General features: G+C 69.9%; 23 protein-coding genes. 6 read left to right on the top strand and 17 right to left on the bottom strand.

The annotated features are described in order from the left end of the window. The first annotated feature begins 72 nt into the window (after nt 1-72). Complete coding sequence (locus ACFV9G_RS05630; protein ID WP_378725647.1) at nt 73-804, top strand: GntR family transcriptional regulator; 732 nt, start codon at nt 73-75, stop codon at nt 802-804. Here ACFV9G_RS05630 and ACFV9G_RS05625 read toward each other — a convergent pair. The 11 genes from ACFV9G_RS05625 to ACFV9G_RS05575 all read right to left on the bottom strand — a co-directional run bounded on the left by ACFV9G_RS05625 (nt 794) and on the right by ACFV9G_RS05575 (nt 12,911). Beyond that, nucleotides 794-1,936, bottom strand: coding sequence for an ABC transporter ATP-binding protein (locus tag ACFV9G_RS05625; protein ID WP_378725645.1), 1,143 nt, complete (start codon nt 1,934-1,936; stop codon nt 794-796). The two genes, ACFV9G_RS05630 and ACFV9G_RS05625, sit on opposite strands and share 11 nt — an antisense overlap. 29 nt (nt 1,937-1,965) lie before the next feature. Next, nucleotides 1,966-3,738, bottom strand: coding sequence for an ABC transporter permease (locus ACFV9G_RS05620; protein ID WP_378725644.1), 1,773 nt, complete (start codon nt 3,736-3,738; stop codon nt 1,966-1,968). A 63-nt stretch (nt 3,739-3,801) separates the two neighbouring features. Continuing rightward, complete coding sequence (locus ACFV9G_RS05615) at nt 3,802-4,887, bottom strand: ABC transporter substrate-binding protein (RefSeq protein WP_378725643.1); 1,086 nt, start codon at nt 4,885-4,887, stop codon at nt 3,802-3,804. Between the two features lie 14 nt (nt 4,888-4,901). After that, entirely contained in the window at nt 4,902-6,011 is a 1,110-nt protein-coding gene (locus ACFV9G_RS05610) for an ABC transporter substrate-binding protein (RefSeq protein ID WP_378725641.1), read from the bottom strand. Nucleotides 6,012-6,055: 44 nt separating this feature from the next. After that, entirely contained in the window at nt 6,056-6,922 is an 867-nt protein-coding gene (locus ACFV9G_RS05605) for an amidohydrolase family protein (RefSeq protein WP_378725639.1), read from the bottom strand. After that, nucleotides 6,922-7,830: a hypothetical protein gene (locus ACFV9G_RS05600; protein WP_378725637.1), complete on the bottom strand. Its 909-nt coding sequence runs from the start codon at nt 7,828-7,830 to the stop codon at nt 6,922-6,924. The genes ACFV9G_RS05605 and ACFV9G_RS05600 overlap by 1 nt, the downstream gene beginning before the upstream one ends. A gap of 5 nt (nt 7,831-7,835) precedes the next feature. Further along, complete coding sequence (locus ACFV9G_RS05595; RefSeq protein WP_378725635.1) at nt 7,836-8,765, bottom strand: hypothetical protein; 930 nt, start codon at nt 8,763-8,765, stop codon at nt 7,836-7,838. A 3-nt stretch (nt 8,766-8,768) separates the two neighbouring features. Next, nucleotides 8,769-10,421, bottom strand: coding sequence for a thiamine pyrophosphate-binding protein (locus ACFV9G_RS05590; RefSeq protein ID WP_378725633.1), 1,653 nt, complete (start codon nt 10,419-10,421; stop codon nt 8,769-8,771). Beyond that, nucleotides 10,418-11,479, bottom strand: a complete 1,062-nt coding sequence (locus ACFV9G_RS05585) for an amidohydrolase family protein (protein ID WP_378725631.1) — start codon at nt 11,477-11,479, stop codon at nt 10,418-10,420. Before ACFV9G_RS05585 ends, ACFV9G_RS05590 begins: the two co-directional genes overlap by 4 nt. A gap of 14 nt (nt 11,480-11,493) precedes the next feature. Further along, the gene (locus tag ACFV9G_RS05580) at nt 11,494-12,342 is read right to left on the bottom strand and encodes an HpcH/HpaI aldolase/citrate lyase family protein (protein ID WP_378725629.1); all 849 of its coding nucleotides are present in this window, start codon (nt 12,340-12,342) and stop codon (nt 11,494-11,496) included. Continuing rightward, entirely contained in the window at nt 12,339-12,911 is a 573-nt protein-coding gene (locus ACFV9G_RS05575) for a CoxG family protein (RefSeq protein ID WP_378725627.1), read from the bottom strand. The genes ACFV9G_RS05580 and ACFV9G_RS05575 overlap by 4 nt, the downstream gene beginning before the upstream one ends. A gap of 259 nt (nt 12,912-13,170) precedes the next feature. On the opposite strand from ACFV9G_RS05575, the gene ACFV9G_RS05570 reads away from it, so the two are divergent. Genes ACFV9G_RS05570 through ACFV9G_RS05560 form a run of 3 tightly spaced genes read left to right on the top strand, consistent with a single transcriptional unit; the run spans nt 13,171 to nt 15,716 of the window. Beyond that, nucleotides 13,171-14,133, top strand: a complete 963-nt coding sequence (locus tag ACFV9G_RS05570) for an ABC transporter substrate-binding protein (RefSeq protein WP_378725625.1) — start codon at nt 13,171-13,173, stop codon at nt 14,131-14,133. A gap of 45 nt (nt 14,134-14,178) precedes the next feature. Then, on the top strand, nt 14,179-15,027 hold the full coding sequence (locus ACFV9G_RS05565; protein WP_378725624.1) for an amidohydrolase family protein: 849 nt from the start codon (nt 14,179-14,181) through the stop codon (nt 15,025-15,027). Then, on the top strand, nt 15,018-15,716 hold the full coding sequence (locus ACFV9G_RS05560; protein ID WP_378725622.1) for a GntR family transcriptional regulator: 699 nt from the start codon (nt 15,018-15,020) through the stop codon (nt 15,714-15,716). Before ACFV9G_RS05565 ends, ACFV9G_RS05560 begins: the two co-directional genes overlap by 10 nt. Here ACFV9G_RS05560 and ACFV9G_RS05555 read toward each other — a convergent pair. The 3 genes from ACFV9G_RS05555 to ACFV9G_RS05545 are packed head-to-tail and all read right to left on the bottom strand — an operon-like array spanning nt 15,694 to nt 18,835. After that, nucleotides 15,694-16,761, bottom strand: a complete 1,068-nt coding sequence (locus tag ACFV9G_RS05555) for an alcohol dehydrogenase catalytic domain-containing protein (RefSeq protein ID WP_378725620.1) — start codon at nt 16,759-16,761, stop codon at nt 15,694-15,696. The two genes, ACFV9G_RS05560 and ACFV9G_RS05555, sit on opposite strands and share 23 nt — an antisense overlap. Then, a complete protein-coding gene (locus ACFV9G_RS05550) occupies nt 16,758-17,234 on the bottom strand; it encodes a DUF4334 domain-containing protein (RefSeq protein ID WP_378725618.1) in 477 nt (158 codons plus the stop codon). The genes ACFV9G_RS05555 and ACFV9G_RS05550 overlap by 4 nt, the downstream gene beginning before the upstream one ends. Next, nucleotides 17,234-18,835: a succinic semialdehyde dehydrogenase gene (locus tag ACFV9G_RS05545; RefSeq protein WP_378725616.1), complete on the bottom strand. Its 1,602-nt coding sequence runs from the start codon at nt 18,833-18,835 to the stop codon at nt 17,234-17,236. The genes ACFV9G_RS05550 and ACFV9G_RS05545 overlap by 1 nt, the downstream gene beginning before the upstream one ends. Nucleotides 18,836-18,999: 164 nt before the next feature. Between ACFV9G_RS05545 and ACFV9G_RS05540 the strand changes: the two genes are divergently transcribed. After that, complete coding sequence (locus ACFV9G_RS05540; protein ID WP_378725614.1) at nt 19,000-20,214, top strand: oxygenase MpaB family protein; 1,215 nt, start codon at nt 19,000-19,002, stop codon at nt 20,212-20,214. 4 nt (nt 20,215-20,218) lie between these two features. Here ACFV9G_RS05540 and ACFV9G_RS05535 read toward each other — a convergent pair whose 3' ends face one another. The 3 genes from ACFV9G_RS05535 to ACFV9G_RS05525 are packed head-to-tail and all read right to left on the bottom strand — an operon-like array spanning nt 20,219 to nt 22,741. Continuing rightward, on the bottom strand, nt 20,219-21,367 hold the full coding sequence (locus tag ACFV9G_RS05535; RefSeq protein ID WP_378725613.1) for a TetR/AcrR family transcriptional regulator: 1,149 nt from the start codon (nt 21,365-21,367) through the stop codon (nt 20,219-20,221). A 34-nt stretch (nt 21,368-21,401) separates the two neighbouring features. Then, complete coding sequence (locus ACFV9G_RS05530; RefSeq protein ID WP_378725611.1) at nt 21,402-22,346, bottom strand: SDR family oxidoreductase; 945 nt, start codon at nt 22,344-22,346, stop codon at nt 21,402-21,404. Between the two features lie 59 nt (nt 22,347-22,405). Then, on the bottom strand, nt 22,406-22,741 hold the full coding sequence (locus ACFV9G_RS05525) for a hypothetical protein (protein ID WP_378725609.1): 336 nt from the start codon (nt 22,739-22,741) through the stop codon (nt 22,406-22,408). Nucleotides 22,742-22,842: 101 nt separating this feature from the next. Here ACFV9G_RS05525 and ACFV9G_RS05520 point away from each other — a divergent pair, with 101 nt between their 5' ends. Further along, complete coding sequence (locus ACFV9G_RS05520; RefSeq protein ID WP_378725607.1) at nt 22,843-23,859, top strand: LacI family DNA-binding transcriptional regulator; 1,017 nt, start codon at nt 22,843-22,845, stop codon at nt 23,857-23,859. Nucleotides 23,860-23,994: the final 135 nt, after the last annotated feature.

The following is a 23,994-nucleotide window of genomic DNA, read 5'->3' as shown; positions in this document are numbered from 1 at the left end:
GCCACGCTAGGTCAATCGGGTAGATTGTCCGACAAAACTGTGCTCATTACACAGGTCTTGGGACTATTGCCGATGGAAGCGAGCAACGTGAAGACCGATGTTGATCAACAAGCCTCGAGTCGGGCGGACAAGGCCTACGACGATCTCTACACGCTGTTGATCAACGGGCACTTCCCGCCGAACACCCGGCTGACCGAGGCTGAGCTGACGACCCTTCTCGACGTCTCCCGAGGCACGGTCCGGTCGATCCTGATCCGTCTGGTGCAGGACGGCTATCTCACCAGCGAGCCCCATCGCGGCGTACGCACCCGGTCGTTCACGCTGGACGAGGCTCTCTCCGTGATGGAGGCCCGGGAGACGCTCGAGTCGGCTCTGGCGGAGAAGGCGGCCGAACGTGCGACGGATGAGGAGCTCGAGATGCTGGCCGGCATCTGCGAGGAGATGGGTGCGCCCGCCTACGTCGACTCCGAGGCCGAGTACGCCCGACTCAACCGCCGCTTCCACCAGCAGATCAGGGACTCCGCGCGGCAGCCGATCCTGTCCGGCTTCGCCGACTCGCTGGCCTACCCGCTGGTGATGCGGCAGTACCGCGACCTGACCCACACGAGCCCGCGGCAGACGGCGCTCATCGAGCACCGGGCGATCCTGGCGGCGCTGCAGACCCGCAACCCGGACGCCGCCTCGGCCGCGATGCACCATCACGTCGCCTCGGCCCGCCGTTCTCTGCTCCGCAACGCCCAGGCCGACGGATCGACGTCGTCGACGTCGAACCCGTCGGCCGCGGAGCTGCCGGTCAGCTCGTGAGATAGCCGGTCGTCGCCGGGTCGAAGCGCACCCCGACCGCGTCACCCGGACGGAGCCCGGCTCCGGCGCGGGCGACTGCCTTCAGACGTACGTCGGCCGCGGCGACGACGACCTCCATACGGTCGCCGAGGAACTCGGCCGACTCGACCGTGGCAGGGAACTCCGACTCGGTGACGCCGCCGTTCCCGACCGGACGCACTTCGATGTTCTCGGGCCGGACGCAGACGAACCCGCCCTCGCGGCGCTCCCAGGTCGTCGCCTGCGTACGCCGCCCGCAGGTGACCCGGCCGACCGGTGTCCCTGCGACCACGACGTCGCCGGACCGGGACGCCTCGAGCACCGGAACCAGGTTGGCGCTGCCGATGAAGTCGGCGACGTAGGAGGTCCGCGGGAAGTCGTAGATCTCCGCCGGGGTGCCGATCTGCTCGATCACGCCGTGGTTCATCACGACCACGATGTCCGACATCGCCAGGGCCTCGGCCTGGTCGTGGGTCACGTAGAGGGCGGTGACGCCGAACTCCTGCTGGAACTCCCGCAGCTCGTGACGGAGCCGCTCGCGCAGCTTGGCGTCGAGGTTGGAGAGCGGCTCGTCGAGCAGCAGCACCTCCGGATCGCCCAGCAGCGCCCGGGCGAAGGCGAGCCGCTGCTGCTGGCCACCGCTGAGCTGGGTGGCCCAGCGGTCGGCCATCGGGGCCAGGCCGACCTGCTCGAGCACCTCGAGCGCCCGCTTGCGTACGTCCTTGCCGCGCTGCCGGTTGCGACCGTGGCGCAGCGGGAAGGAGGCGTTGTCCAGGACCGTCATGTGCGGCCAGATCCCGTAGGACTGCGGCACCATCGCGATCGGCCGGTCCTCGGTGCGTACGGCCTTCTTCGTCGCGGAGTCGAAGACGACCTGTCCGCCCATGGTGATCCGACCGGAGCTGGCCTGCTCGAGGCCGGCCACGCAGCGCAGCGTGGTGGTCTTGCCGCAGCCGCTGGGCCCGAGCAGGGTCAGGAACGACCCGCGCGGGATTTCGAACGAGACCCCGTCGACGGCGTAGGCCGAGTCCTTGCCCGGGCTCCGGTCGTAGGTCTTGCGCAGGTTGCTGACCGTGACGCTGCCCTTGGCGGCGTCCGTGGCTGCACTGCTCATGTCGTGGATCCTTGCATTGTGTGTCACGGTCATGATTCCTCCACTGCACCACGGCGGTTGACCAACCACATGGTGATCATCGAGACGACGAGGAGAGTCACCGCGAGGGCGCTCGCCTCCGGATAGTCGACGCTCGAGGTGAAGGTGTCCCACAGGAGCACCACGAGCGTCTTGTTGTCGGAGCCGGTGAGCAGAAGGGCGATGGGCAGCTCACCCAGGGCGTGGACGAAGACCCAGAACCAGCACCTCCACAGAGCGGGCTTCAGCAGCGGGAGGATGATCGTCCGGGTCACCGTGAAGCTCGACGCACCGGTGACTTTCGCGGCCTCCGTCAGGCCGTCGTCGAGCTGGAGCAGCGCGGTCTGCACCATGCGGGACCCGCGAGCGAGGTAGCGGGTGGTGAGGGCGACCACGATGATCCAGACGGTGCCGTAGATCGGGATCGGCAGGTAGAGGTAGACGAAGAGCACGCCGGCGCCGAGCACGACCGCGGGGATACCGAAGACCAGGAACGTGGCCTCGAAGAGGACCTGGCTGCCCCAGAACTGGCGCCGGGCGGCGGCCAGGGCGAGCCAGACCGAGATCGCGGTCGTCGCTGTCGCGGTGACCAGGGCGACCTGAGCGGTGTTGATCAGGATCTCGCCCATCTGCGGGGCGGTGAACACGCTCAGGTAGGGCTCGATGGTCATCGTGGAGAGCCCGGAGAGGCTCATCGCCCGAGCGTGCGGGGACAGGCTGGTCCACAGCAGTGCGAGGAGTGGCAGCACGACTGCCACGAACATGTAGACCAGCACGACCAGGAGGACCGGGATCCGCCAGCGACCCAGCGGAGTGCGGTTCTGCCGATAGCCCTTGCCGACGACGACCTTGTACCGGTCGGCGTCGCGGACCCGGCGCCGGTAGACGAGGAGCATCACCAGCGACAGGAGCAGGACGAGCACGCCGTAGGCACTCGCCTGGCCGTAGTTGGCCACGCCGCTCGGTGGCTGCAGCGAGTACTGGATCAGGCTGCTGTAGACGAAGATCTGGTCGGGCAGACCCAGGATGGCGGGGATGGCGAAGCCCTCCAGGGCAACGACCACCAGCAGCATGGACGCGGCCGCCACGGCAGGGCCGATGAGCGGGAAGACGATCAGGCGTAGCCTCCGCGAGAGCGGTGCGCCCGCGGTCGCGGCCGCCTCCTCCAGCTCGGGGTTCAGTCGGGCGAAGGCCGGCGCGATCATCAGGTACATGCTCGGCATCCCGAAGATCCCGGTCACGAAGATCATCCCTGGCAGCGAGTAGATGTCGATGTGGATACCGAAGAGCTCCCGCAGCGCGACGGCCAGAGGGCCGTTGGCGGGGTTCGCGGTCAAGGCCCAGGCGATGGCGATCACGGTGACCGGGATCGACATCGGTGCCAGCGCCATCGGTCCCAGCACCCTGCGTCCCGGCAGGTCGGTGCGCTCGAACAGGTACGCCAGGCTGAGGCTCAGCATCAGCGCGACCAGCAGCGAGCCCACGACGTAGATCGTCGTGTTGACCGTGACCTCGATGAGTCTCGAGGAGCTGAAGACGACCTCGAAGTTGGCGAGCGAGAGGCCCGGCACCTGGAAGGGCAGCTCGGTGGTGGTCGGCTTGAGGCTGCTGTAGATCAGGATCGCCAGCGGCACCAGCACGAGGTAGCCGACGAGGATGATCATCGCGAGCTGCACGAGCGGCCCGGCCGCGAAGCGGCCGGCGCGGGCCAAGCCGCTGTGGCCAGGGTCCCGGTGTGGCGTCGGTGGTGGGGTGGCCGTCTGTTCAGCCGTCGTCATGGTCATGTCCCGTCACCCTCTCTCTGCGTTGAGTGAAGTCGTGTCATCGTCCTTGTGCTCCTTCGACCGCTAGCTCACGTTCGTCCCGAGCGCCTTCTCGACGTCCGGGTAGAACTGGGCCAGGTCCTGGTAGGTCTTGATCGACTCGGCGCCGTACCACTCGAGGTCCGCCTGGCACATCGCCTTGACCACGGCACCGTCCTGGCCGGCCGAGCAGTCGGTGTCGACCGGGATCCGGGAGTTGTAGCTCTTGGCGAGCACCTGCTGAGCCTCGTCCGAGGAGAGGAACGAGGTGAGCAGCACACCGGCGGCCGGGTGCTGGGCGCCGTCCGGGACATAGAGGTAGGACTCGTTGGCGCTCGTGGGTGACACCGGTGCGACCTCTACCGGCGCGCCCCGGTCCTTCGCGGCCAAGACCAGGTTGATGAGGCTGGTCCCGACACTGACCTCTCCCGACTCGACCGGCGCGGCGGCCTGGGTGAGCGAGGGGGAGTAGTGCGGGTCGAGCTTCGCGAAGCTGGTCGCCCAGTCCAGACCCGCCTCATCGCCGAGCGACTCGTCGAGGTCCCATACGGTCATGAAGGAGCCGCGGGACTCCGCGGAGATCTGTCCGCCCGCCCACTTCTGCTCGAGCAGGTCGCCCCAGGTGTGGGGAACGTCCGCGGGCTTCACCTTGTCGGTGTTGTAGGCCCAGACCTTCGGGGTGGCCCAGACGTAGACGAAGTCGTCCTCGAAGACGTACTCCTCATCCACGCCGTACGCCGCCCAGTCGACGTCACCGGCGAGCTTCGTCGCGGGGGCGACGGTGAGGCCGCCGGCGTTGGCGACGTCGATCGAGACCTTGCGGGCCTGCTGCTCCACCTGGATCTGGCTGATCTGCTCGGGAGCCTTGATGTTGGAGTAGTTGACCTGGATGCCGGGGTACTTCTTCTCGAACAGGTCGATGGCCGGCTGCATCTGATCCTCGGGGTTCCAGGAGGCCCAGTTGACCTCGCCCTCGTCCTTGGCCTGTGCCACGAGGTCTGCGGTGGATGTCGGCAGGTCGGCGGTCTCGGTGCTGCCACCGCATGCGGTCACGGTCGCGGCAGTCGCGAGCAGAGCGCACGTCGCGGCGACGCGGCGTCTGGCCAGGGGGTGTCTCAGATTGCTTCGCATGGTCTTCCTCCTGCCTAGCTGGCGTTGGTCCCCAGGGCCTTCTCGGCCTGGGGGAAGAACTCGGTGAGCTTCGTGTACGCGTCGATGTCCGGCGTCGCGAACCACTCGAGCTTCGCGTCGCAGAGGGCCTGCAGGACGGTGGTCCGACCCGGATCGGAGCAGTCGGTGTCGACCGGGATCCGGGAGTTGTACGTCTCCGCAAGAGCGGCCTGCGCCTCGTCGCTGGAGAGGAAGGAGGTGAGGAGCACCGCGGCCGCCGGGTGGGGCGCGCCGTCCGGGACGTACAGATAGCTCTCGTTGGCGTTGGTGGGCGAGACCGGCGCGATCTCGATCGGTGCGCCGCTGTTCTTGGCGTCGAGGACGAGGTTGGCGAGGCTGGTGCCGATCTCGACCTGGCCCGACTCGATGAGCGCGTGCGACTCGGTGGTGGTGGGTGTGAAGTGCGGCTTCTGGTCGGCGAAGTCCTTGGCCCAGGTGACCGCCTTGTCCTCACCGAGGGTGGGGTCGAGGTCCCAGACCGTCATGAATGAGGAGCGGGCCTCGGCCGAGATCTTGCCCCCGGACCACTGCGGGTCCTGGAGGTCTTCCCAGGTCTGGGGCACATCGTCGGCGGAAACCTTGTCGGTGTTGTAGGCCCAGACCTTGGGCACGGCCCAGACGTAGACCATCTTCTTCTCGAAGATGTCCTCGTCCTCGATGCCGTAGTCGCTCCAGGAGACGTCGTCGGCCATGGCGAGCGAGGGGATGACGGTGAGCCCGCCTGCGTTCGCGACGTCGACCGAGACCTTGCGGGCGGACTGCTCGACCTTGATCTGGTTGACCTGGTCCGGGGCCTTGGTATTGGTGTAGTTGACCTCGATGTCGGGGTACTTCTTCTCGAACAGGTCGATGGCGGGCTGCATCTGGTCGATGGGTTTGGGAGCTGACCACTCGACCTCTCCCTCCTCGTTGGCCTGGTCGACCAGGGCATCCAGCGACGTGGGGAGGTCGGCGGCCGAGGACGCGTCTCCTCCGCAAGCGGCGAGCGCGCTGCAGGCGAGGGCGAGCACTCCTGCCAGGACCGTGAGCCGACCGGCGCGTCGGTTCATGCGCACGTGTGTCACGGAGCTTGGGATGGTGGTCATGGTTCCTCCTTGGGGGTGGGACCGGGGCCCCTGACTGATGGTGCTCATCGGGCGACCGTGGCCGCGTCGTAGATCCGTCCGGCGTTGCCGCCGAGGACGCCGGCGAGGGCGTCTTCGTCGAGGAACCCCAAGCGCCCCTCGATGTCGTCACGCAGCCCGGCGAGCGTGCCCGCCGAAGCGGGGAAGTTGGAGCCCCACATGATCCGTCGGGCGCCGAAGATGTCGACCAGGCGCTCGAGGACCTCGCTCGTGTCCGCCTCGGGCGTCTCGTCGAGCCGCTTGAGCGCCGGCGGGGTGATCTTGAGATGCACCCCGGAGTACGCCGCCAGCCGGCCGAGCTCATCGAGCAGCGGGTAGGGAGCCCCGCCGGCGGCGTTCGGGCGGCCCAGATGGTCGAGCAGCACGGTGAGGCCTGGGTGGTCCTCGAGCACCTCGAGCAGCTTCGGAGCGTCCTTGGAGTGCATCTGGATGCACACCGGCAGGCGCTGCACGGCGACGTACTCCCAGACCTTGGTCATGCGCTCGTCGGAGACTCCCGACCCGGGGGTGGGGACCTTCGTGGTGCCGTCCGAGACCCGGATGCGTACGCCGGAGAACCCCCGGTCCTCAACCCAGCCGCGCAGATCGTCGACCGCGGTCTCGGACAGGAAGTCGACGGCGCAGACACCGACGAGCCGGTCGGAGTGCGCAGCAAGAGCGTCGGCGGCGTAGGAGTTGTCGAAGCCGTAGACGGTCGAGGCATGGACCAGCGCGGCGCGTTCGACGCCGGCGTCGTCGAGTGCTCGGAGCAGTCCGTCGATGTCGACGGGACGGTCCTGGGACCACGCGGAGCGGGTGCCGCCGAGCGGTGCGGGTGGGTAGGCCGTGGTGTCGGGAGAGATGGCGTGCGTATGGGTGTCGAAGTAGTCCATCAGAGGTCCTTGAGGTCGGTGCCCAGGTGCTTCTCGAAGTCGGTGAAGAGGTCGCGGGCGCGCAGGTCGGTGCGGATGACCTGCTGTTCGCGGGCGTAGCGGATCGCGGTCTCGAGGGTGGCGAGGAGGCGGTCGGTGAGGCCGTGCTCGACGACCAGCTCGCGGGTGGTGGTGCCCGGCTCGGGAGGGCGGGCGTGCTCGATGCCGGCGGTGAGGGCGCGGTAGACCGCGGCGACGGCATCGGGGTCGTCCTCGAGCAGGTCGGTGCGTACGACGGCGACGTGGTTGATCGGAACCCAGCCGCGCTCGTCCAGCCAGGCCCGTTGCTGCTCCTGCCAGTCGGTCACGACCGGGGCCAGGCCGTCGACGTGGTCGGCTGACCGGGTGCCCATCACGACAGCTTCGACGTCACCGGCCCGCAGCGCGTCGACGAGCTTCGCGTCGGTGCGCTCGACGTTGGCCGGCTCTGCGTAGGTCTCGACGTGGGCTCCTTCGGTGGTGACCCAGGTGATGTCCTTCGACGCTACGCCGTAGACGTCGCTCAGGACTCCGCGAACCCACAGGCCGGTGGTCTGGCTGTAGGCACGTACGCCGACCCGGCGGCCGCGCAGGTCCCGGGGACGTAGGCGCTGCTCGCCCCAGCTCCACAGCGAGCGATGGTGGAAGTTGCCGTGCAGCACGATGGGCAGCGCGGAGACCCGGACTCCGGCCTCGATGGCTTGGAAGAGGGTGGCGATGGCCATCTCGCACACGTCGTAGCGGAGCTCGCGGACCATGGGGGCGAACGCGTGGTTGATCGGCTCGACGTCGGCGTAGTCCACCTCGTGGCCCTCGACCGGGATGGTGCCGTCGAGGAGCGGGCGGGTGTGGGGATAGTCGCGCAGCGCGATGGAGAGCGGTGAGGACATATGACTCATCCCCCGAGCCGTTCCGGGGCGACGCCCAGAGCCGAAGAGGTGGCGCTGACCAACTCGTCGAAGTCGACCGGCTTGGGCAGCAGACCCTGGTCGAAGGCGAACCTGGAGGCCGCGGTGACGGCCGGCCGGAGGGCCTCGAACCCGACGGGGTGGAGCGGCGGCCCAGGCTTGTCGGACTGCTGGGCGTTGCGGTCGTTCAGCTCGGAGGCGAGCGCGTCGTACGTGGCGAGAACGCCGTCGCGAGCTGTCCGAGCCGTGCTGCCGCGCACGGCGAACAGGTGGTTGACCGGCACGTAGCCGACCTCGGCGGCCCAAGCCTCGGCGGCAGCCGCCGGGTCGGGGACGATGCTGCGGACGCGGGGGTCGTCGGGTCGGTCATTGCCCATGATGGCGAAGTCGACGCGGCCGCTGAGGAGGTCGTCGGCCAGGGAGGCGCCTGCCTCGGCCGGGGCGACGAAGCCGGGTTCGGGCAGCTCGGGTACGTGGCCTCGACTGTAGGTGCGCCAGGTGATCGAGGTCAGGTCGACGCCGTACTTCTCGGCGAGGATGCCGCGGACCCACACGCCGGTGGTCTGGCTCCAGGCACGTACGCCGCCGGTGCGGCCGGCGAGGTCGGCGAGCTCGATCGGGTCCACGCTGATCAGGGTCTGGTGCTGGTGCCTGCCCAGCGCGGTCAGGGGAAGAAGGAGGATGTCCTTGTCCTGCGCCACGGCCTGCAGCAGCGTGACGATGGCGATCTCGCTCACCTCGTAGCTGGTGCTGTCGATGAAGGCGCGAAAGCCGTTGTGCACTGGCCGGAGGGTGGAGGCGGTCACGGGGCCGATGCCGTCGGCGTCGGCGAGCGCCGAGACGGCGGCCCTCTCCAGGATCGGGTCGTTGATCAGGATTTCCACGGCGGTCTCGATGTCTGTGGTGGTGTCGGTCATGGCTCAGACGTCCTCTGCGAAGTGGAGGCGGCGGTAGGGCACGCTGAGCACTTCGCGGCTGATGCGTACATCCACGACCGTGGGGGCGGGGTCGGATACGAAAGCGCCGACGGCTTGGGCGAGGTCGGTGATGCTGCGCACGGTGATGCCTCGGCCGCCCATGGCGGTGGCGACCGCGCCGAGGTCGGGGGAGGGAATCGCGGTGAGCTCCGGGCGGAGCCCGTGCGCGGCCGACTTGTGGAACTCGGCGCCGAGGGCCTCGTCGTTCATGACGATGACGAGGACCGGCCAGCCGTAGCGAACCGCGGTGTCGAACTCGGCCAGGTGCATGATGAAGCTCGCATCGCCCTCGATGACGACCGTGGGCTGCTTGCCGCGCCCGAGGCTCCAGCCCATGGTGATCAGCGGTGCCTGGCCGATCGCGCCGAACATCCCGTAGTTGGTGACGATCTCGCGCGGCTTGGTGAAGAGCATCGTGCCGAAGTCGACCTGGTGACCGCTGCCGAGGACCATCGGGAGGTTCTCGGGCAGCAGCTGGTCGAGCTCGAGGACGACCTCGCGCGGGTCGAGCCGGCCCTCTTCCTGGTGGAAGGGCTCGCGGAGGATGTCGGCTTCGGTGAGGCGGTTCGCGATGTCGCTGGTGTGATAGCCCTCGGTGCGGGGCTCTCCGCCTCGCAGCGTGTCGAGCAGCTGGTCGAGGGAGGCGCGCGCGTCGCCGCGGACGTAGCAGTCGACAGGCTGCCCGGTGCCGGTGACGACCTGCTCGGCATGGTCGAGCTGGATGATCCTGGCGGCGGGGTAGAGGTAGCCGTGCTCGGTGGTGAACTGGTTCAGGCTGGCCCCGACGGCGATCACGCAGTCGGCCTCCTGGAGCAGCTCGTGAGCGGTCTGAGTGCCGTAGAGGCCTGAGATGCCGGCGTAGTAGGGCGTCCGGTCGCGCAGCCAGTTCTTCACCTGGAGCGTGGTCGCGACCATGCCGTGGGTCAGCTCGGTCAGCTCCAGCACCTGGTCGCCGACATCGGCGGCGCGGGCGCCGCGGCCCACGAGCACGACCACGCGCTTGCTGTCCTCGATGATCGTGGCGGCCTGGCGGATCCGCGACGGGTCCGGGACCCGCGGGGCGACGTCGATGAGCTGGGTCGAGGGTACGTAGACGGGAGCTCCGTCGTACTCGGCCAGCTGGACGTCGTTGGGGGCGCTCACCATGACCGGCCGGGAGGTGGTGCGGGCCAGCCAGAAGGCACGGCGGACCGCGTCCTGGGCCTTGGCCGGGGTGAGCACGTGCACGAAGCCGCACTCGACTCCCTCGGCGAACTTCTGCTGGTCGAGGTACTGGGTCGCGGTCAGGTCGCCGCGGGACGCCTCACCGCAGAACAGCACGAGCGGCGTACGCGCTCGGCTGGCGCAGACCAGGCTGGTCGCCAGCTGGGTCACGCCCGGGCCGCTGGTCGTGCTGGCGACCCCGGGGGTGTTGGTGCCGCGGGCCCAGCCGTCGGCCATCGCCAGCCCCGAGCCCTCGTGGCGCGCCTCGAGCAGCTCGGCACCTCGCTCGGCCATGGCGTTCATCCAGTGCATGTTGGCGTCGCCCATCATCCCGAACACGGTCGTCGTGCCTTCGGCGACGAACGCTTCGGCCAGAGCCTCGTAGACCTTCACAGCGGTGCCCCTTCCAGGTTGTTGGTGGTGGAGATGCCGCGCTGCTCGAGGGCAGCGGCGAGGCGCGGGAAGACGCGCAGGGCGTTGCCGGCTGCGATGTCGGCGAGGTCGGTCTCGCTCGGGCTCTCCAGCGAGTCCAGGAGCGCGCGGGTGTCGTCGAACCGTCGGCCGGTGTCCGGGTCGATGCCGCGTACGGCGCCGATCATCTCGGAGGCGAACAGGATGTTCGAGGTGGGCACGGTGTCGAGGAGGAGCTGCATGCCGCGGCGCCAGTAGACGCAGGTGTCGAAGAAGATGTTGTCGCCGACGATGTCCTGCAGCTCGCCCCGGCCCTGGTCGAGCATGACGCCGCGGTAGCGGCCCCAGTGGTAGGGCACCGCTCCGCCGCCGTGCGGGAGGATCAGCTTCAGGTCCGGGAAGTCCTTGAAGAGGTCCGAGGAGATCAGCTGCATGAACGCGGTGGTGTCCCCGTTGAGGTAGTGCGCGCAGGTGCCGTGCACGGCGGGGTTGGCGGACATCGAGGCGTGCACCATCGCTGGTACGCCGAGGTCGACCATCGCCTCGTAGAGCGGGTAGTAGGCGCGGTCGGTGATCGGCGGAGCCGCCCAGCTCCCGTCGGACGGGTCGGGGTTCAGGTTGCAGCCCACGAACCCGAGCTCCTCGACGCAGCGGCGCAGCTCCTCGACACTGGCGTCGACGGGCGAGCCCGGCGACTGCGGCAGCTGGGCCACGCCGACGAAGCTCTGCGGGAACAGCTGGACGGCCCGGTGGACGGTGTCGTTGGCCAGCCGCGACCAGGTCGTGCTGGTCTCCTGGTCGCCGTAGTGGTGGGCCATCTTCCCCGCGATCGGGGAGAGCAGGGCGAGGTCGATGCCGTGCTCGGCCTGGAGCACCAGCTGGCCCTGGCTCAGCGCCGCGGCCAGATCCTCGTCCGGGATCTCGAGGCCGTCGGGCGAGAGGTGGCGGCCGTGCTGCTCGTACTCCTCGATCTGACGGTCGCGCCACTGCTTGAGGGCATCGGGAACGGTGGTGAAGTGGGTATGACAGTCGATGTACATCTGGGTCTCCTTCTTCAGCGGCCGGCCAGGGTGCGGCCACGGTCGAGGCCCGGGTGGCGTACGACGGGGGCAGTGAGGAGCAGCCGGTAACCCTGCTCGAGGACCTGCTCGACGTTCTTCTCGGTGACGTGGGGGTGGCCGACGGCGACGCCGTGCTTCGCACCGATCTCGAGGACCTGGTCCTTGTGCTCGAGGACCGTCGGGTGCTCATACTGGCGGGGCACACCGAGCTCCTGGCTCAGATCGCCCTCGCCGATGAGGATCAGGCCGATGCCGGGCACCTGCTCGAGCATCGCGTCGAGGTTCTCGACGGCCTCGACGCTCTCGATCATCAGCCCGACGAGGAGCTCGCCGTCGGGGGCGAGCGGCCACACGTCGGCGCGTTCGTAGTACTCCTCCGTCGTCACGCCCCAGTAGCGGGCGGCCCAGGCCGGGCTGTCGCCGCGTAGCCCGGAGGGCTCGCTGGCAGGGCGACCGATCCGCGGATAACGGCAGGCGGCGACCGCGTTGCGTGCGTCCTCGACGGTGTCGACGTGGGGCCAGATGATGCCGAAGGCGCCCAGGTCGAGAGCCTGCTTGGCGTGCCACTGGGAACGCTCACCGCCGTTGGCCGGCACCCGGACGATAGGAGTAGCCGCGGGGGCGATGCTCTCTCCTTCACGGATCTGGCGGCGGTCCAGGAGGTACTGGAAGGCGTCCTTGAGGACGGGTACGTCCCAGGGCTTGTGCTCGGCCTCGAAGATCAGCGCGTCGTAGCCGACCCCGCGAGCGCCGACGGCGGCGGTCGGGTCAGGGGAGAGGAAGCCCCCGAAGACGGTCTCGCCACGTTCGAGCAGGTCGATGACCCGGTTCAGCCGCGTCATGCGCCGGCCCTCCTTCCGGCTTCGGCCCGGGAGGACCCGAACACCGCCCGCAGACGCTGCCAGCCACGACGCAACCAGGGCACGAAGCCGCGCTCCTCGCGCTCGGCGGCGCGCTCCAGCGCGGCGGTCCGCGTCGCGGGGTCCTGCTCGGCGCAGGCCTGGGTGAGCTCCTCGGCGAAGGAGCGTGTCATCCGCTCGACCACCACGGTGGCTCCCGTGGTGATCAGCGAGGCGAGCTGGCCGGTGATGTCGACCTTGCCGTCGACGACGATCTCGGAGCCTGCCTCGACCGCGACGACGGTGAAGCGGGCCTGGCCCTGCACCCGGGTGGAGCCGCGGCTGTCGGAGCCGTGCGCCTCCAGGGTGCCGATGTGCTCGGCGTCGTCCAGGTCGAGGGTGACCCGGGCCGAGAAGGGCACCTTGATCGCCGCGAAGCGCACCGTCAGACGGGCGTCGAAGCTGCCGTCGTCGTGCTGCTCACCGAGCTCGGACCCGTCGATGCAGGCGACGACCTTCGCCGGGTCGGAGAGGACCTCCCAGACGATCTTGGGTGGGTGTGGTACCGGCACGCGTTCCGTGATTGTGATCAATCTCCGACTCCCTGAACTCATTTTGTCTAACAATCTGTGACTGGCCGGGACGCTACCAGCCTTGTCTGCAGATGTGAAGAGCGCCACAGAACATTCTCTGATTTCCGTTGGTTGCCGAGAGATTGAGCGTGGAAGCGGCGTGAAGCCGTGCCTGAAGACGGAGCTCAAGCGTCGGTAACGCGGATTCAAGGAACGTGGTACGGTCGCCACATTGTCAAACAATCGACCTGGAGGACTGATGGAATCGTTGACAATCACGCTGGGCGGCTACGCTCACAGTGACGCCGTGCTGGACGGGCGCGTCCCGGTGGACGGCTACGTCGTCAAGCCCGTGGAGGTGCGGCCGATCATCGCCGCGTACCGCCGGATGATCCGCGACCTCGAGTTCGACGTCTGCGAGCTCGCCCCGGTCTCCTACCTGATGGCTCGCGAGGCGGGGGTCCCGCTGACGGCGATCCCGGTCTTCCTCAACCGGCGCTTCCACCACGGCGACGTCCAGTGCTCGCCGAGCTCGGGCATCACTGCCCCGCGTGACCTGGAGGGCCGGCGCGTGGGCGTTCGCGCCTACTCGGTGAGCACGGGGGTCTGGGCCCGCGGTGTGCTGGAGGACGACTACGGCGTCGACCTGAGCCAGGTGACCTGGGTCGTCGACGACGACGACCACGTCGAGGGGCGCGCCCCGGCCAACGTCGAGCGCGTGCGGGACGAGCGCTCGCTGAGCGAGCACCTCGCGGCGAACGAGATCGACGCGGCCTTCACCGGCAACGCCGGGACCGGCCGCGCCGGCAACCCGAAGGACGGCTGGGAGGCGACCGCGGACGCGGCGCCGGTGACGTATCCGCTGTTCGCTGACCGTGAGGTCATCGAGCGCGACCACTACCTGCGCACCGGGATCTACCCGCTGCACTCGGTCGTGGTGGTCAGGTCCGAGCTGGTCGAGAAGGACCCCGAGCTCCCGACCCGGCTCTACGCGGCCTTCGTCGAGGCCAAGCGGGTCGCCGTGGCCGAGGACCCCGACTTCACCGCGCTGCCGCGGCTGGCCCGGCAGGGCGCGATGGTCGGCGGGGACCCGATCCCCTACGGCATCGGATCGAACGCGCCCTCGTTGGCCGCGCTGCAGCGGTTCAGCAGGGCCCAGGGCCTCATCGACGCGGAGCCGGGGGAGGACCTGTTCGCGCCCGGCGACTACCCCGACAGCTGATCCCACCCCGCCGATCCCACCGCACCGATCCCACGAAGGAGTCCCATGGACATCGTCGACTGCCACACCCATGTCATCTCGCCCGACACCGAGGCCTATCCCCGATCGCCGCTGGGCGGCAAGCAGTCCGCGTGGGCGAGCACACGCCCCGTCACCGCAGAAGGCCTGCTCGCCCTCATGGATGCCTCGGGCGTCGACCAGGCCGTGCTGGTGCAGGCCACCACGGCGTACGGCTACGACAACTCGTACGTCATCGAGTCGGCTCGGCGCGCGCCGGACCGGTTCATCGCCGTCGGCACGTTCGACCCGTTGGCCGAGGGGGCGCCCGAGCGTCTCGAGAAGGCGGTCGCGGGCGGGCTGGCCGGGGTGCGGCTGTTCACCACCGGAAGCACCGTGGCCGTGCAGGGTCTGTGGTTCGTGGACCGGGCCGCGGACCCGTTCTGGTCGGCGGCGGCTGCCTCGGGAGTGCCGGTGTGCCTCCAGCTCCGGCTGGGCGAGGAGACGCGCCCCGCTCTCACCGAGCTGCTGAGCCGGCACCCGGACGTGGTGCTCCTCCTGGACCACTTCGGCTACCCCGACGTGGTCGCCTCGCCCTCCGCCGCTGCCGGTCTGGTGACCGAGTTCGCCGGGGCGGGCGGTCTCCATCTCAAGCTCACCCACCGCACGCTCGAGGGGCTGCAGCAGATCGGCACGTCGGCCGCGAGCGAGTTCCTGGGCCCGGTCGTCGAGGCGTACGGCTCGCGCCGGATCGCCTGGGGCTCGAACTGCCCCGCGGCCGAGCAGCCGCTCGCCGAGCTGGTGGAGCTGGCGCGGGAGACGCTGGCGCCGCTCGAGGACGCCGACCGCGAGGCGATCATGTCGGGCACGACCCGCCGTCTGTACTCATGGACCTGAGCCTGGACGCGGGTGTCTCGACCGGGGGCCAGGACCCGTCGAGCAGGCACGCGCAGGCCTACCAGGACCTGCGCAACCTCATCGTCTCCGGCCACTTCGCGCCGAACGCGCGGCTGACCGAGGCGGAGCTGACCGGTGTCCTCGAGGTCTCGCGCGGCACGGTGCGGTCGGTGGTCCTGCGGCTGGCACAGGAGGGCTACCTCACCCGGGAGCCCAACCGCGGCGTCCGGGCCCGGGTCTTCACCGTCGAGGAGGCCGCCAACGTGCTCGAGGCCCGTGAGGTCCTCGAGTCCGCGCTGGCGGGGAAGTGTGCGGAGCTGGCGACGGAGGAGGAGATCGCGGTGCTCAGATCCATCTGGGAGGAGATGGGCACCGCGAAGTACTCCTCGGACGCCACCGCCTACTCCCAGCTGAACCGCCGCTTCCACCAGCACGTCCGGGAGACGGCCCGCCGGCCCATCCTGGCCGGGTTCGTCGACCAGCTGGCTTACCCCCTGGTCATGCGCCAGTTCCGGGACCAGACCCGTTCACACCCCCGCGCCAACTCGCTCGAGGAGCATCACGCCATCCTGGCCGCGATCCAGACGCGCAACGCGGATGCCGCCGCCGCGGCGATGCGTCACCACGTCTCCTCGGCCAGGCGGGCGCTGCTCCTCAACAGCGGGGTCAGGGGAGCAGCACCGGCTTGAGCACCCTCCCGGCGCGCTGCTCGGCGACCGCGGCATCCCACTCGGAGAGCGGGAAGGTCGTGACCAGCCGGTCCAGGGGCAGCGTGCCGGCGGCGTGGCGGCGGAGCAGCTCGGGGACGAGCTCGCGGGGCACCGCGTCACCCTCCACGCAGCCGCGGAGGGTGAGGCCGCGCAGCATCAGGCGGCGTACGTCGATCTCGGCTCGCGCCCGGCCCAGGCCGACCACGGCCAGGGTGCCGAGGGGGTCCAGCAGGTCGAGGACGCGGTCGACGACCTCGGGGCGTCCCGAGGTGTCGAGGGCGTGGCTGATCCCCGGATCGGCCAGCTCGTCGAAGGACTCATAGGCCTTGGCGCCGAACGACCCGACCAGCTCGCGCCGAGAGGCCAACGGTTCCACGACGATCACCTCGACACCTTCGGAACGTGCCGCGAGCACGGCCGCTGCGCCCACGCCACCCGCACCGACGACCAGCAGCCGAGAGCCCGGCCCGGGGCGGAGCACGTTGAGCACCGCGCCCGCACCGGTCAGGAAGCCACAGCCGAGCGGGGCCGCGACCTCGGGCGCCACGTCCCCGACGGGTACGCAGGCACTGGCCGCCACGAGCGCGTGGCTGGCGAACGACGACTGCCCGAAGAACGAGGCGAAGACCGGGTGGCCGTCCACGGTGACCGTGGCGCTGCCGTCGGGGCGACGCCCGGCGTTGTTGAGCCGCTGTGCCTGCTCGCAGTAGGCCGGGGCGCCGCCGAGGCAGCGCTCGCAGGAACCGCAGGAGCGGAAGGAGAGCACCACCCGCTCGCCGACGGCGAGGTCGGAGACCGCGGCGCCGACCTGCTCGACGATGCCGCACCCCTCGTGCCCGAGCACGGCCGGAGTGGTGCCGAGTGCGGCCCGGGTGGCGAGGTCGGTATGGCACAGGCCGACCGCCTCGATCCGGACGAGCACCTCGTCCTCGCGAGGCGCATCCAGCCGGGCCTCGACCAGCGACGCCGGGGTGTCGGTGCCGCGGGTGAGCAGCACCCGAGCCGCGACGCCCGTCCCGCTCATGCGCGCTCCAGCCCGAAGTAGAAGTGCCGCCCGGCCGGGTCGAGCACGACGGAAGGCTTGCCGTTCATGATCCCCATCAGGGTGTCGCCGTCGACCCGTTTGAAGTGGTCGAGGACCGGCATCCCGTCGTAGACCATGGTGGCGGTGACCTCGCCACGGAACTCGACGTTCCACAGGCTCGCCTCGCCGCGGCCGGACTTCACGTCGGAGTAGAGCGAGCCGTCCTCGGCCCGGCAGATGAGCGGCTTGGCGTCGTCGAGGGCGTCGAACCGCTTGCCGTGCCAGCTGCTCGTGGCCAGCGTCTTCTCGATCGGGTGCCCGGTCGAGAACGTGAAGCCGCGCCAGGAGCCCAGGATCGCCGATGCCGCGACGGTGTCGAGGCCCGCCCAGACCTTGTCGAGCTCGACCGGGTCGACGGGGCCGTCGACCGCGCGGAGCTCGTTGAAACGTACGGCCGTCTGCAGGGTCACCATCACCGGACTCCGATCTTGCGCATGAGCGTGAGCTGCTTGTTGGTCGACTCGACGAAGGACTCGGCCTTGCCGGGTGCGGCGCCGAGCGGGATCAGCCGCTGGATCGCGACCGTCTGCGTCTCGGTGAACTTCCGGATGCCCTCGGCTCCGTGGCGGCGGCCGAGGCCGCTCTCGCCCATGCCGCCCATCCCGGCCTCGATGCTGCCGGCCGCGGCCGCGGCACCGTCGTTGACGTTGACCGACCCGGCGCGGATCTGCGGCGCCATCCGGGCCGCCTCGTGGGTGTCGCGCGACCAGATCGAGGCCGACAGGCCGTAGCAGCCCTCGTTGGCGAGCGCGATCGCCTCCTCGTCCGTACGGAACGGGTAGAGCTCGACGACCGGCCCGAAGGTCTCCTCGGCGTAGACGCGCATCTCCGGGGTGACCCCTTCCAAGACGGTCGGCTCGAAGCAGAGCGGTCCCAGGTCGGGCCGGGCCCGTCCGCCGTTGAGCACGGTCGCGCCGTGGGCCACGGCATCCTCCACGTGTGCGGTGACCGCGTCGAGCTGACGCTGCGAGATCAGCGGTCCGAGCTCGACGGAGAAGTCGAGAGCCTGCCCGATCCGCTGCTCCGCGGTCGCCGCGACGAAGCCGTCGCGGAAGGACTCATAGACCGACTCGTGCACGTAGATCCGCTCGATGCTGATGCACATCTGCCCCGTGTTGGCGTACGCAGCCGCGACTGCCCCGGCCACGGCCTTGTCGAGGTCGGCATCCGCGCGCACGATGAGCGGGTTCTTGCCACCCAGCTCGAGCGAGGCCCCGACCAGCCGGCGCCCGGCCTGCTCGGCGACGACCCGTCCGGTCGCGGTGGACCCGGTGAAGCAGACGAAGTCGGCCTCGTCGACCAGCGCCGTGCCGACCGGCACACCCTCGCCGACGACGATCTGCCAGACGTCGGCGGGCAGGCCCGCCTCGGCCAGCAGGGCGTGGGTCCACAGCATCGTCAGCGAGGTCTGCGGGTCGGCCTTGGAGACGACGGCGTTGCCGGCCAGCAGCGCCGGGAGCACGTCGCCGACGCCGAGGTAGAGCGGGTAGTTCCACGGCGAGATGATCCCGACGACCCCCTTGGGGACGCGCACCTCGGTCACCTTCGTCAGCAGCGGGACCATGCCGCGTACCCGGTTGTCGGCGAGGTAGCGGCGCGCGCGACGGGCGTAGTGACGCGCGATCGTGGCGACCTGGGCGATCTCCTGCCAGGCATGGAAGCGGGACTTGCCGGTCTCCCACTGGATCAGGTCCAGGACCTGGTCCTGACGCTCGACGAGGAGGTCGTGGAAGGCGATCACGACCTGGCACCGCCGCGCAAGCGGCAGCGCGGCCCAGGACCGCTGCGCGACCCGTCCGCGGGAGACGGCCTCGGTGACGTCGAGGACCGACGAGCTCGGCACCGGGGCGGTCGGCAGCAGGTCATAGGGCGCCAGGGCGACCACGTCGGGCGTCGGCTCGCCGGCACCGCTGCAGACCCGGGTGCGTAGGTCGTCGAGGACGGGTTCGGTCAGCCACCCGGGCCGGAACACCGACCCGGTGACAGGTGCGGCGTGGTCTTCTCTGGTCGTCATGGCAGCCCATTTCTAATCTTGATTCACAAATTTGCCCGGCCATCGCGATGAGGGGGCGAGAGCCATTGCGTGACGTCCGTCACTGGCCGTATGTTAATCAGGAATCACATTCGCGTCGACCCCTAAAGGCCGAGCGAATCCCTCCAAAGGTGGAAGGTAAGTCAATGGGAGATCTCAGTCGTAGAGGGTTCATCTCGCTGGGTGCGGCACTCGGTTTCGTGGGTGTGGCCGAAGGCGTCGCACCGTCTTGGAGCTGGGCGTCGACAGGGTCGATCGCCGGCGCGGCCCCGTACGCCGACCCGCAGTGGGTCTGGGACGACCGGATCGACGCGATCATGAAGTCGGTGCTCGACAACGGTCAGGTGTCCGCGGTCAACACCGCGATCCGCCCGTGGGTCGACAACAACGACCCGTTGCCGACCGGCCTGCCCGCGGACCTCACCGCCTACCTGCAGGACGTCAACCAGCTGCCCGAGTGGGCCGACATGGACAAGCTGACGCTGGCCGCGGACTTCAACCGCCGCAAGGACACCTACCTGTTCGCGCTCTACAGCGTCGGCAGCGGGATCATGAGCACCGTCATCCCGCGGGAGGCCAAGTCGGTCTACTGGTCCAAGGGTGGCGCCGACATGCAGGACCGCGCCGCCAAGACCTTCACCTTCGGCTACGACATGGCGCAGCTGCACGCCTTCGAGCCTCAGGGTCAGTTCATCGTCACGGCCAACAAGACCCGGATGGTGCATGCGGCGGTGCGCCACCTGCTGCCGCAGCTCCCGCAGTGGCGCGAGGGCGCCACCGAGCACAACCAGATCCCGATCAGCAACGGCGACATCCTGGTCACCTTCCACAGCCTCGGCACCTTCGTGCACAAGAAGTTCAAGGAGTGGCGCATCCCGATGACCGCGGCCGAGGAGGAGGCGTTCCTGCACTCCTGGCAGGTCGCCATCTCCCTGCTCGGCGTCCAGGACCGGTTCATCCCGCAGACCTGGGCGGATGCGCACGCTCAGGCCGCGCAGGTGCTCACCCCGATCCTCGCGCCCACCGCCGAGGGCAACAGCCTCGCCGAGACACTTCTCGGCCTGACCGCCCAGGTCGACCTGGGCGTCACTCGTGGGTTCCTCAACGAGTTCGTCCGCTACACGCTCGGCGACGAGATCTCCAACTGGCTCGGCCTGCGTCGCGACTACGTCTCGGCCGCCTTGATCAAGACCGCCTGGCCCGCCTACATCGCGTTCCGCGAGGGCACGATCAACGTCCTCCCGGGCTCCTACTACATGTTCGACCAGTTCGTCAGGGCGCTCGCGATGGCGTTCCTCAACGGCGGTGAGTCGGGCCAGACCACCCCGATCGAGATCCCTGACATCAACCGACCGTCCTGAGGTCTCAGAGACCGAGGGCGTGCATCAGGAGGGCGGTGACCCTCTCCTCGTTGCCGTCCTGCCAGTGGAGCAGCCGGCCGGACTCGGCGACCACGCCGAGTCCGGCATGGACCTCGACCCTGGCCGCGCGCGGGTCCAGGTCGTCCCGTGCGGCGACCAGGTGGTCCTCCCAGAGGGCGACGTGCTCCCGCTGGGCCCGGATCAGCTGGGTACGCAGCGGCTCGGGGAGCCCGGCGATCTCGGCCGTGCCGACCTGGGTGAGCAGGTGGTGGCGGAAGCTGTAGCCGACGTACGCCCGAGCCAGGGCCGCGACCGCGCCGGTCGCGTCACCAGGATCGCGCAGGGCCTCGCGGACCGACTGGTCGAGCATCGTCGCCGCCTGCAGGCACGCCGCCGCGAGGATGTCGACCTTGCTCGGGTAGTGCCGGTAGAGCGCCGACGGTGCCACCCCGACGACCTCGGCGATGTGCCCGAGGGTGACGTTCGCGAAACCGTCGCGCGCGAAGAGCGGGATCGCAGCGGCGAGGATCTCGGCGCTGCGGGTGCGGGAGGCCGGTGGTTCCTCGACCGGTTGCACCCGCGACGGGTCGGTCCGTGGGAGCGCCGCGAGGTCGGTGCCGATGACCCGGATGCCGACCTCGGTCAGCAGGTCGACCAGACGACGCCTGGCCATGGTGGCGTGATGGGTGGTGATCGAGCCGATCGCTCCCAGTGCCGCGACGGCCCGGAGGCGGTCGTCGGCGGACGGGTCCGGGGCTCCACCGGCCGCCGCCACGACCCGTCGGACGACCCGGTCGACCTTGACCCGGATCTCCTGGAGGTCCTCGGTGCCCAGATAGCGCGACTCCCAGCGGTAGATGCCGCCATAGCTGCGGTGATCGACGGTGAGCTCGGCGATCGTGCGCAGCACCCGGTCGAGATCCGCGTCGTCGGGAAGGTCGGACACCGCCCCGAGCAGGTGGTCGATGAGCAGGTTGGCGCAGTCGCGGAACAGGTCGTACTTGCCGGGGAAGTGCCGGTAGAGGGCCGCCGCCGTGATCCCGACGTCAGCGGCGATCTGCTCCATCGACGCGGCGTGGTAGCCACGCTCGCTGAAGACCTTGCCCGCCGCCTCGACGATCAGCTGGCGCCGGTTGCGCGGTCGCGTGCTCACGCGCCGAGTCAACCATGCCGGAGTCGTACGCCGGTCAGCTGGTCGGGAGCGCGGTGCGGGTGAGTCTCTCGGAGATCTCCCAGAGCCTGGCCGCGTCCTCGGGGCTGGCCAGTGGCCGGTAGAGCGCCTGCTCGGCGGGCGCGCCACCGAGGTGCCCGGGCCCGCTGGGGCCGTACATCCGGCCACCGGTCGCCTCGGGCGAGGTCGCAGCCAGCAGCGCGGGAAGGGCGGCGGTCTCGGCGGTGCCCAGGAGGATCCCGCGGGCGGAGAGCCAGCGGATCATGCGTACGGAGAGGGTGTCGGTCGTACGTCCGATCTCGGGTCGTGCGGCCAGCAGGTTGGTCGGCGCGACGCCGGGGTGGGAGAGGTTGCTGGTGATTCCCCAGTCGCCGGCGCGGCTGCGCCGGTCCAGCTCCAACCCGAACAGACCGACGGCGATCTTGGACTGGCTGTAGGCCTTCATGTCGTCGTAGTCGTGCTCCCAGCTGGGGTCCTCCCAGTTCACGGTGCCGCGCCGCGCGGCCACGCTCACCTGGGACGTCACCCGGGCCCTCCCGGCTCGCAGCAGCGGCAGGATCCGGGCGACGAGCGCGAAGTGGCCGAGATGGTTGGTGCCGAGCTGGAGCTCGAACCCGTCGGCGGTCGTCTGCCGCTCCGGCGGCGTCATCACGCCGGCGTTGTTGATCATCACGTGGAACGGCTGGTCCTCGCCCAGCAGCGTCTCGGAGAGCGCTGCCACCGACGACAGCGAGGAGAGGTCGAGGTTGCGCAGCGAGATCTCGGCCTCCGGGACGTGCCCGCGGATCGTGGCCAGCGCCTTCGCGCCCTTGCTGGGGTTGCGTACGGGCAGCACCACCTCCGCCCCCGCGGCCGCCAGCCGCGTCGCCATCACCAGCCCCATCCCGTCGCTCGCCCCCGTCACCAGGGCTCGCTTGCCGGACAGGTCGGGGATCGTGATGTCGATGGGTCGACGTGGCATCGGTCTGCTCCTCGTTGGTGGATCCGGGGTCGGATCCATCCTCCGAGGGTGTCGAGGATCTATCCAGGGTCTCTCGATCCCAGCCTGGCCTCCACGTCGTCGAAGTAGCGGGAGAGGAAGAGCGCCATCAGGGCGCCGCCGGCGACCAGCGGGACCTTGGAGCCTTTCGTACGGGAGCCGGCGGCGAGCAGCGCGCTGCCGGCGGCGAGGTTGACGGCTCCCCAGGCAACGTTCTCGGTGGGGGAGGAGGGGCCGACTCCGGGCGGGTTCGCGAACGGCGTCGGGAACCGCTGTCCGGTCACGCCCTTGACCGTGTGCGGGATCGCGTTGACCAGCAGGGCCCCGGCCGCGAAGCGCGCCGCCGTTCGGACCGTGGAACGAATGAGTTGAGGCACGCCAGGTGAGGCTAGCGACTCGACACAAGATCCGGTGCGGAGTCGGCGTCGGCGGCAGGCCGCTGCGAGACGGGGACGCGGATGCCTCTTAGGATCACAGCATGGTCCCGCCTGAGTCGAAGAACGCGCCGAGCATGGCAGATGTCGCGGCCCGGGCAGGGGTCTCGCACCAGACCGTGTCCCGGGTGGTCAACGGCTCCGATGCCGTACGCGGCGAGACCCGCGACCGGGTGCTGGCCGCGATCGACGAGATGGGCTATCGACGCAACAAGTCGGCGCGGGCACTGGTGACGCGGCGCTCCGGCCGCCTGGGTCTGCTCTACTCCCAGCCGCACCTCTACGGGCCGGGCACGCTGGCCGCCTCGGTGCACCAGGCCGGTCAGAAGGCCGGCTACGACGTCATCCTGAGCCCGGTGCCACACCTCGAGGCGACCTCGGCGGAGCGCGCGATCGAGGCGCTCCTCGACGACGCGGTCGAGGCCGTGCTCCTCGGCGTATCGCACCAGTCGTTCGAGGACCTGGTCGCCCAGCTCGCGTCCGTGGTCGAGGTCGTGATGATCCACAGCGACCCGCCGGAGGGGGTCCGCTCGGTGGGGATCGACCAGCACGCCGGGGCCGTGCTGGCCACGCAGTACCTGCTGGACCTCGGCCACCGCAACATCGCCCACGTCGCCGGTCCGGTCGGCTGGATCGACGCCCGGCAGCGTCGGGAGGGGTGGCTGGCCGCACTCCGGGAGGCCGGCGCGAAACCGGGGCCCGAGATCTTCGGTGACTGGTCGAGCAGGAGCGGCTACGAGGCCGGTGCCGTGATCGCCCGGGACCCCTCGGTCACCGCGGTCTTCGCCGCCAACGACTCGATGGCCCTCGGGGTGATCCGGGCGCTGCACGAGGCCGGCCGCCGGGTCCCCCAGGACGTGAGCGTCGTCGGCTTCGACGACGTCCCGGACGCCGCCTACCTCTGGCCGCCGCTGACCACCGTCCGACAGGACTTCGCCTCGCTCGGTGAGCTCGCGGTCGAGGTGGCCACGAAGGCCATCGCCGAGGGCACCGTCGAAACGCCTGCGCTGCTCCAGCCGGAGCTGGTGGTCCGGGCCTCCGCTGACGCGAAGCCCAGCTAACAGCCGAGGCGTCACGTACGTCGGCCGAGGCGTCAGGTAGGTCGGCCGAGGCGTCAGGTAGGTCGGCCGAGGCGTCAGGTAGGTCGGCCGAGGCGTCAGGTAGGTCGGCCGAGGCGTCAGGTAGGTCGGCCGAGG

Source organism: Nocardioides sp. NPDC059952, from assembly GCF_042730435.1.
Classification (GTDB): Bacteria; Actinomycetota; Actinomycetes; order Propionibacteriales; family Nocardioidaceae; genus Nocardioides.
The sequence above is the reverse complement of the archived record's forward strand: the minus strand, read 5'-3'. Positions and strand labels throughout refer to the sequence as shown.

Excerpts from the sequence above, each read along its gene's own strand:
- ACFV9G_RS05630 (WP_378725647.1), top strand. The coding sequence starts at position 73 with ATGGAAGCGAGCAACGTGAAGACCGATGTTGATCAACAAGCCTCGAGT.
- ACFV9G_RS05625 (WP_378725645.1), bottom strand. The coding sequence starts at position 1,936 with ATGAGCAGTGCAGCCACGGACGCCGCCAAGGGCAGCGTCACGGTCAGC.
- ACFV9G_RS05620 (WP_378725644.1), bottom strand. The coding sequence starts at position 3,738 with ATGACCATGACGACGGCTGAACAGACGGCCACCCCACCACCGACGCCA.
- ACFV9G_RS05615 (WP_378725643.1), bottom strand. The coding sequence starts at position 4,887 with ATGCGAAGCAATCTGAGACACCCCCTGGCCAGACGCCGCGTCGCCGCG.
- ACFV9G_RS05610 (WP_378725641.1), bottom strand. The coding sequence starts at position 6,011 with ATGACCACCATCCCAAGCTCCGTGACACACGTGCGCATGAACCGACGC.
- ACFV9G_RS05605 (WP_378725639.1), bottom strand. The coding sequence starts at position 6,922 with ATGGACTACTTCGACACCCATACGCACGCCATCTCTCCCGACACCACG.
- ACFV9G_RS05600 (WP_378725637.1), bottom strand. The coding sequence starts at position 7,830 with ATGTCCTCACCGCTCTCCATCGCGCTGCGCGACTATCCCCACACCCGC.
- ACFV9G_RS05595 (WP_378725635.1), bottom strand. The coding sequence starts at position 8,765 with ATGACCGACACCACCACAGACATCGAGACCGCCGTGGAAATCCTGATC.
- ACFV9G_RS05585 (WP_378725631.1), bottom strand. The coding sequence starts at position 11,479 with ATGTACATCGACTGTCATACCCACTTCACCACCGTTCCCGATGCCCTC.
- ACFV9G_RS05580 (WP_378725629.1), bottom strand. The coding sequence starts at position 12,342 with ATGACGCGGCTGAACCGGGTCATCGACCTGCTCGAACGTGGCGAGACC.
- ACFV9G_RS05570 (WP_378725625.1), top strand. The coding sequence starts at position 13,171 with ATGGAATCGTTGACAATCACGCTGGGCGGCTACGCTCACAGTGACGCC.
- ACFV9G_RS05565 (WP_378725624.1), top strand. The coding sequence starts at position 14,179 with ATGGACATCGTCGACTGCCACACCCATGTCATCTCGCCCGACACCGAG.
- ACFV9G_RS05560 (WP_378725622.1), top strand. The coding sequence starts at position 15,018 with ATGGACCTGAGCCTGGACGCGGGTGTCTCGACCGGGGGCCAGGACCCG.
- ACFV9G_RS05555 (WP_378725620.1), bottom strand. The coding sequence starts at position 16,761 with ATGAGCGGGACGGGCGTCGCGGCTCGGGTGCTGCTCACCCGCGGCACC.
- ACFV9G_RS05550 (WP_378725618.1), bottom strand. The coding sequence starts at position 17,234 with ATGGTGACCCTGCAGACGGCCGTACGTTTCAACGAGCTCCGCGCGGTC.
- ACFV9G_RS05545 (WP_378725616.1), bottom strand. The coding sequence starts at position 18,835 with ATGACGACCAGAGAAGACCACGCCGCACCTGTCACCGGGTCGGTGTTC.
- ACFV9G_RS05540 (WP_378725614.1), top strand. The coding sequence starts at position 19,000 with ATGGGAGATCTCAGTCGTAGAGGGTTCATCTCGCTGGGTGCGGCACTC.
- ACFV9G_RS05530 (WP_378725611.1), bottom strand. The coding sequence starts at position 22,346 with ATGCCACGTCGACCCATCGACATCACGATCCCCGACCTGTCCGGCAAG.
- ACFV9G_RS05520 (WP_378725607.1), top strand. The coding sequence starts at position 22,843 with ATGGTCCCGCCTGAGTCGAAGAACGCGCCGAGCATGGCAGATGTCGCG.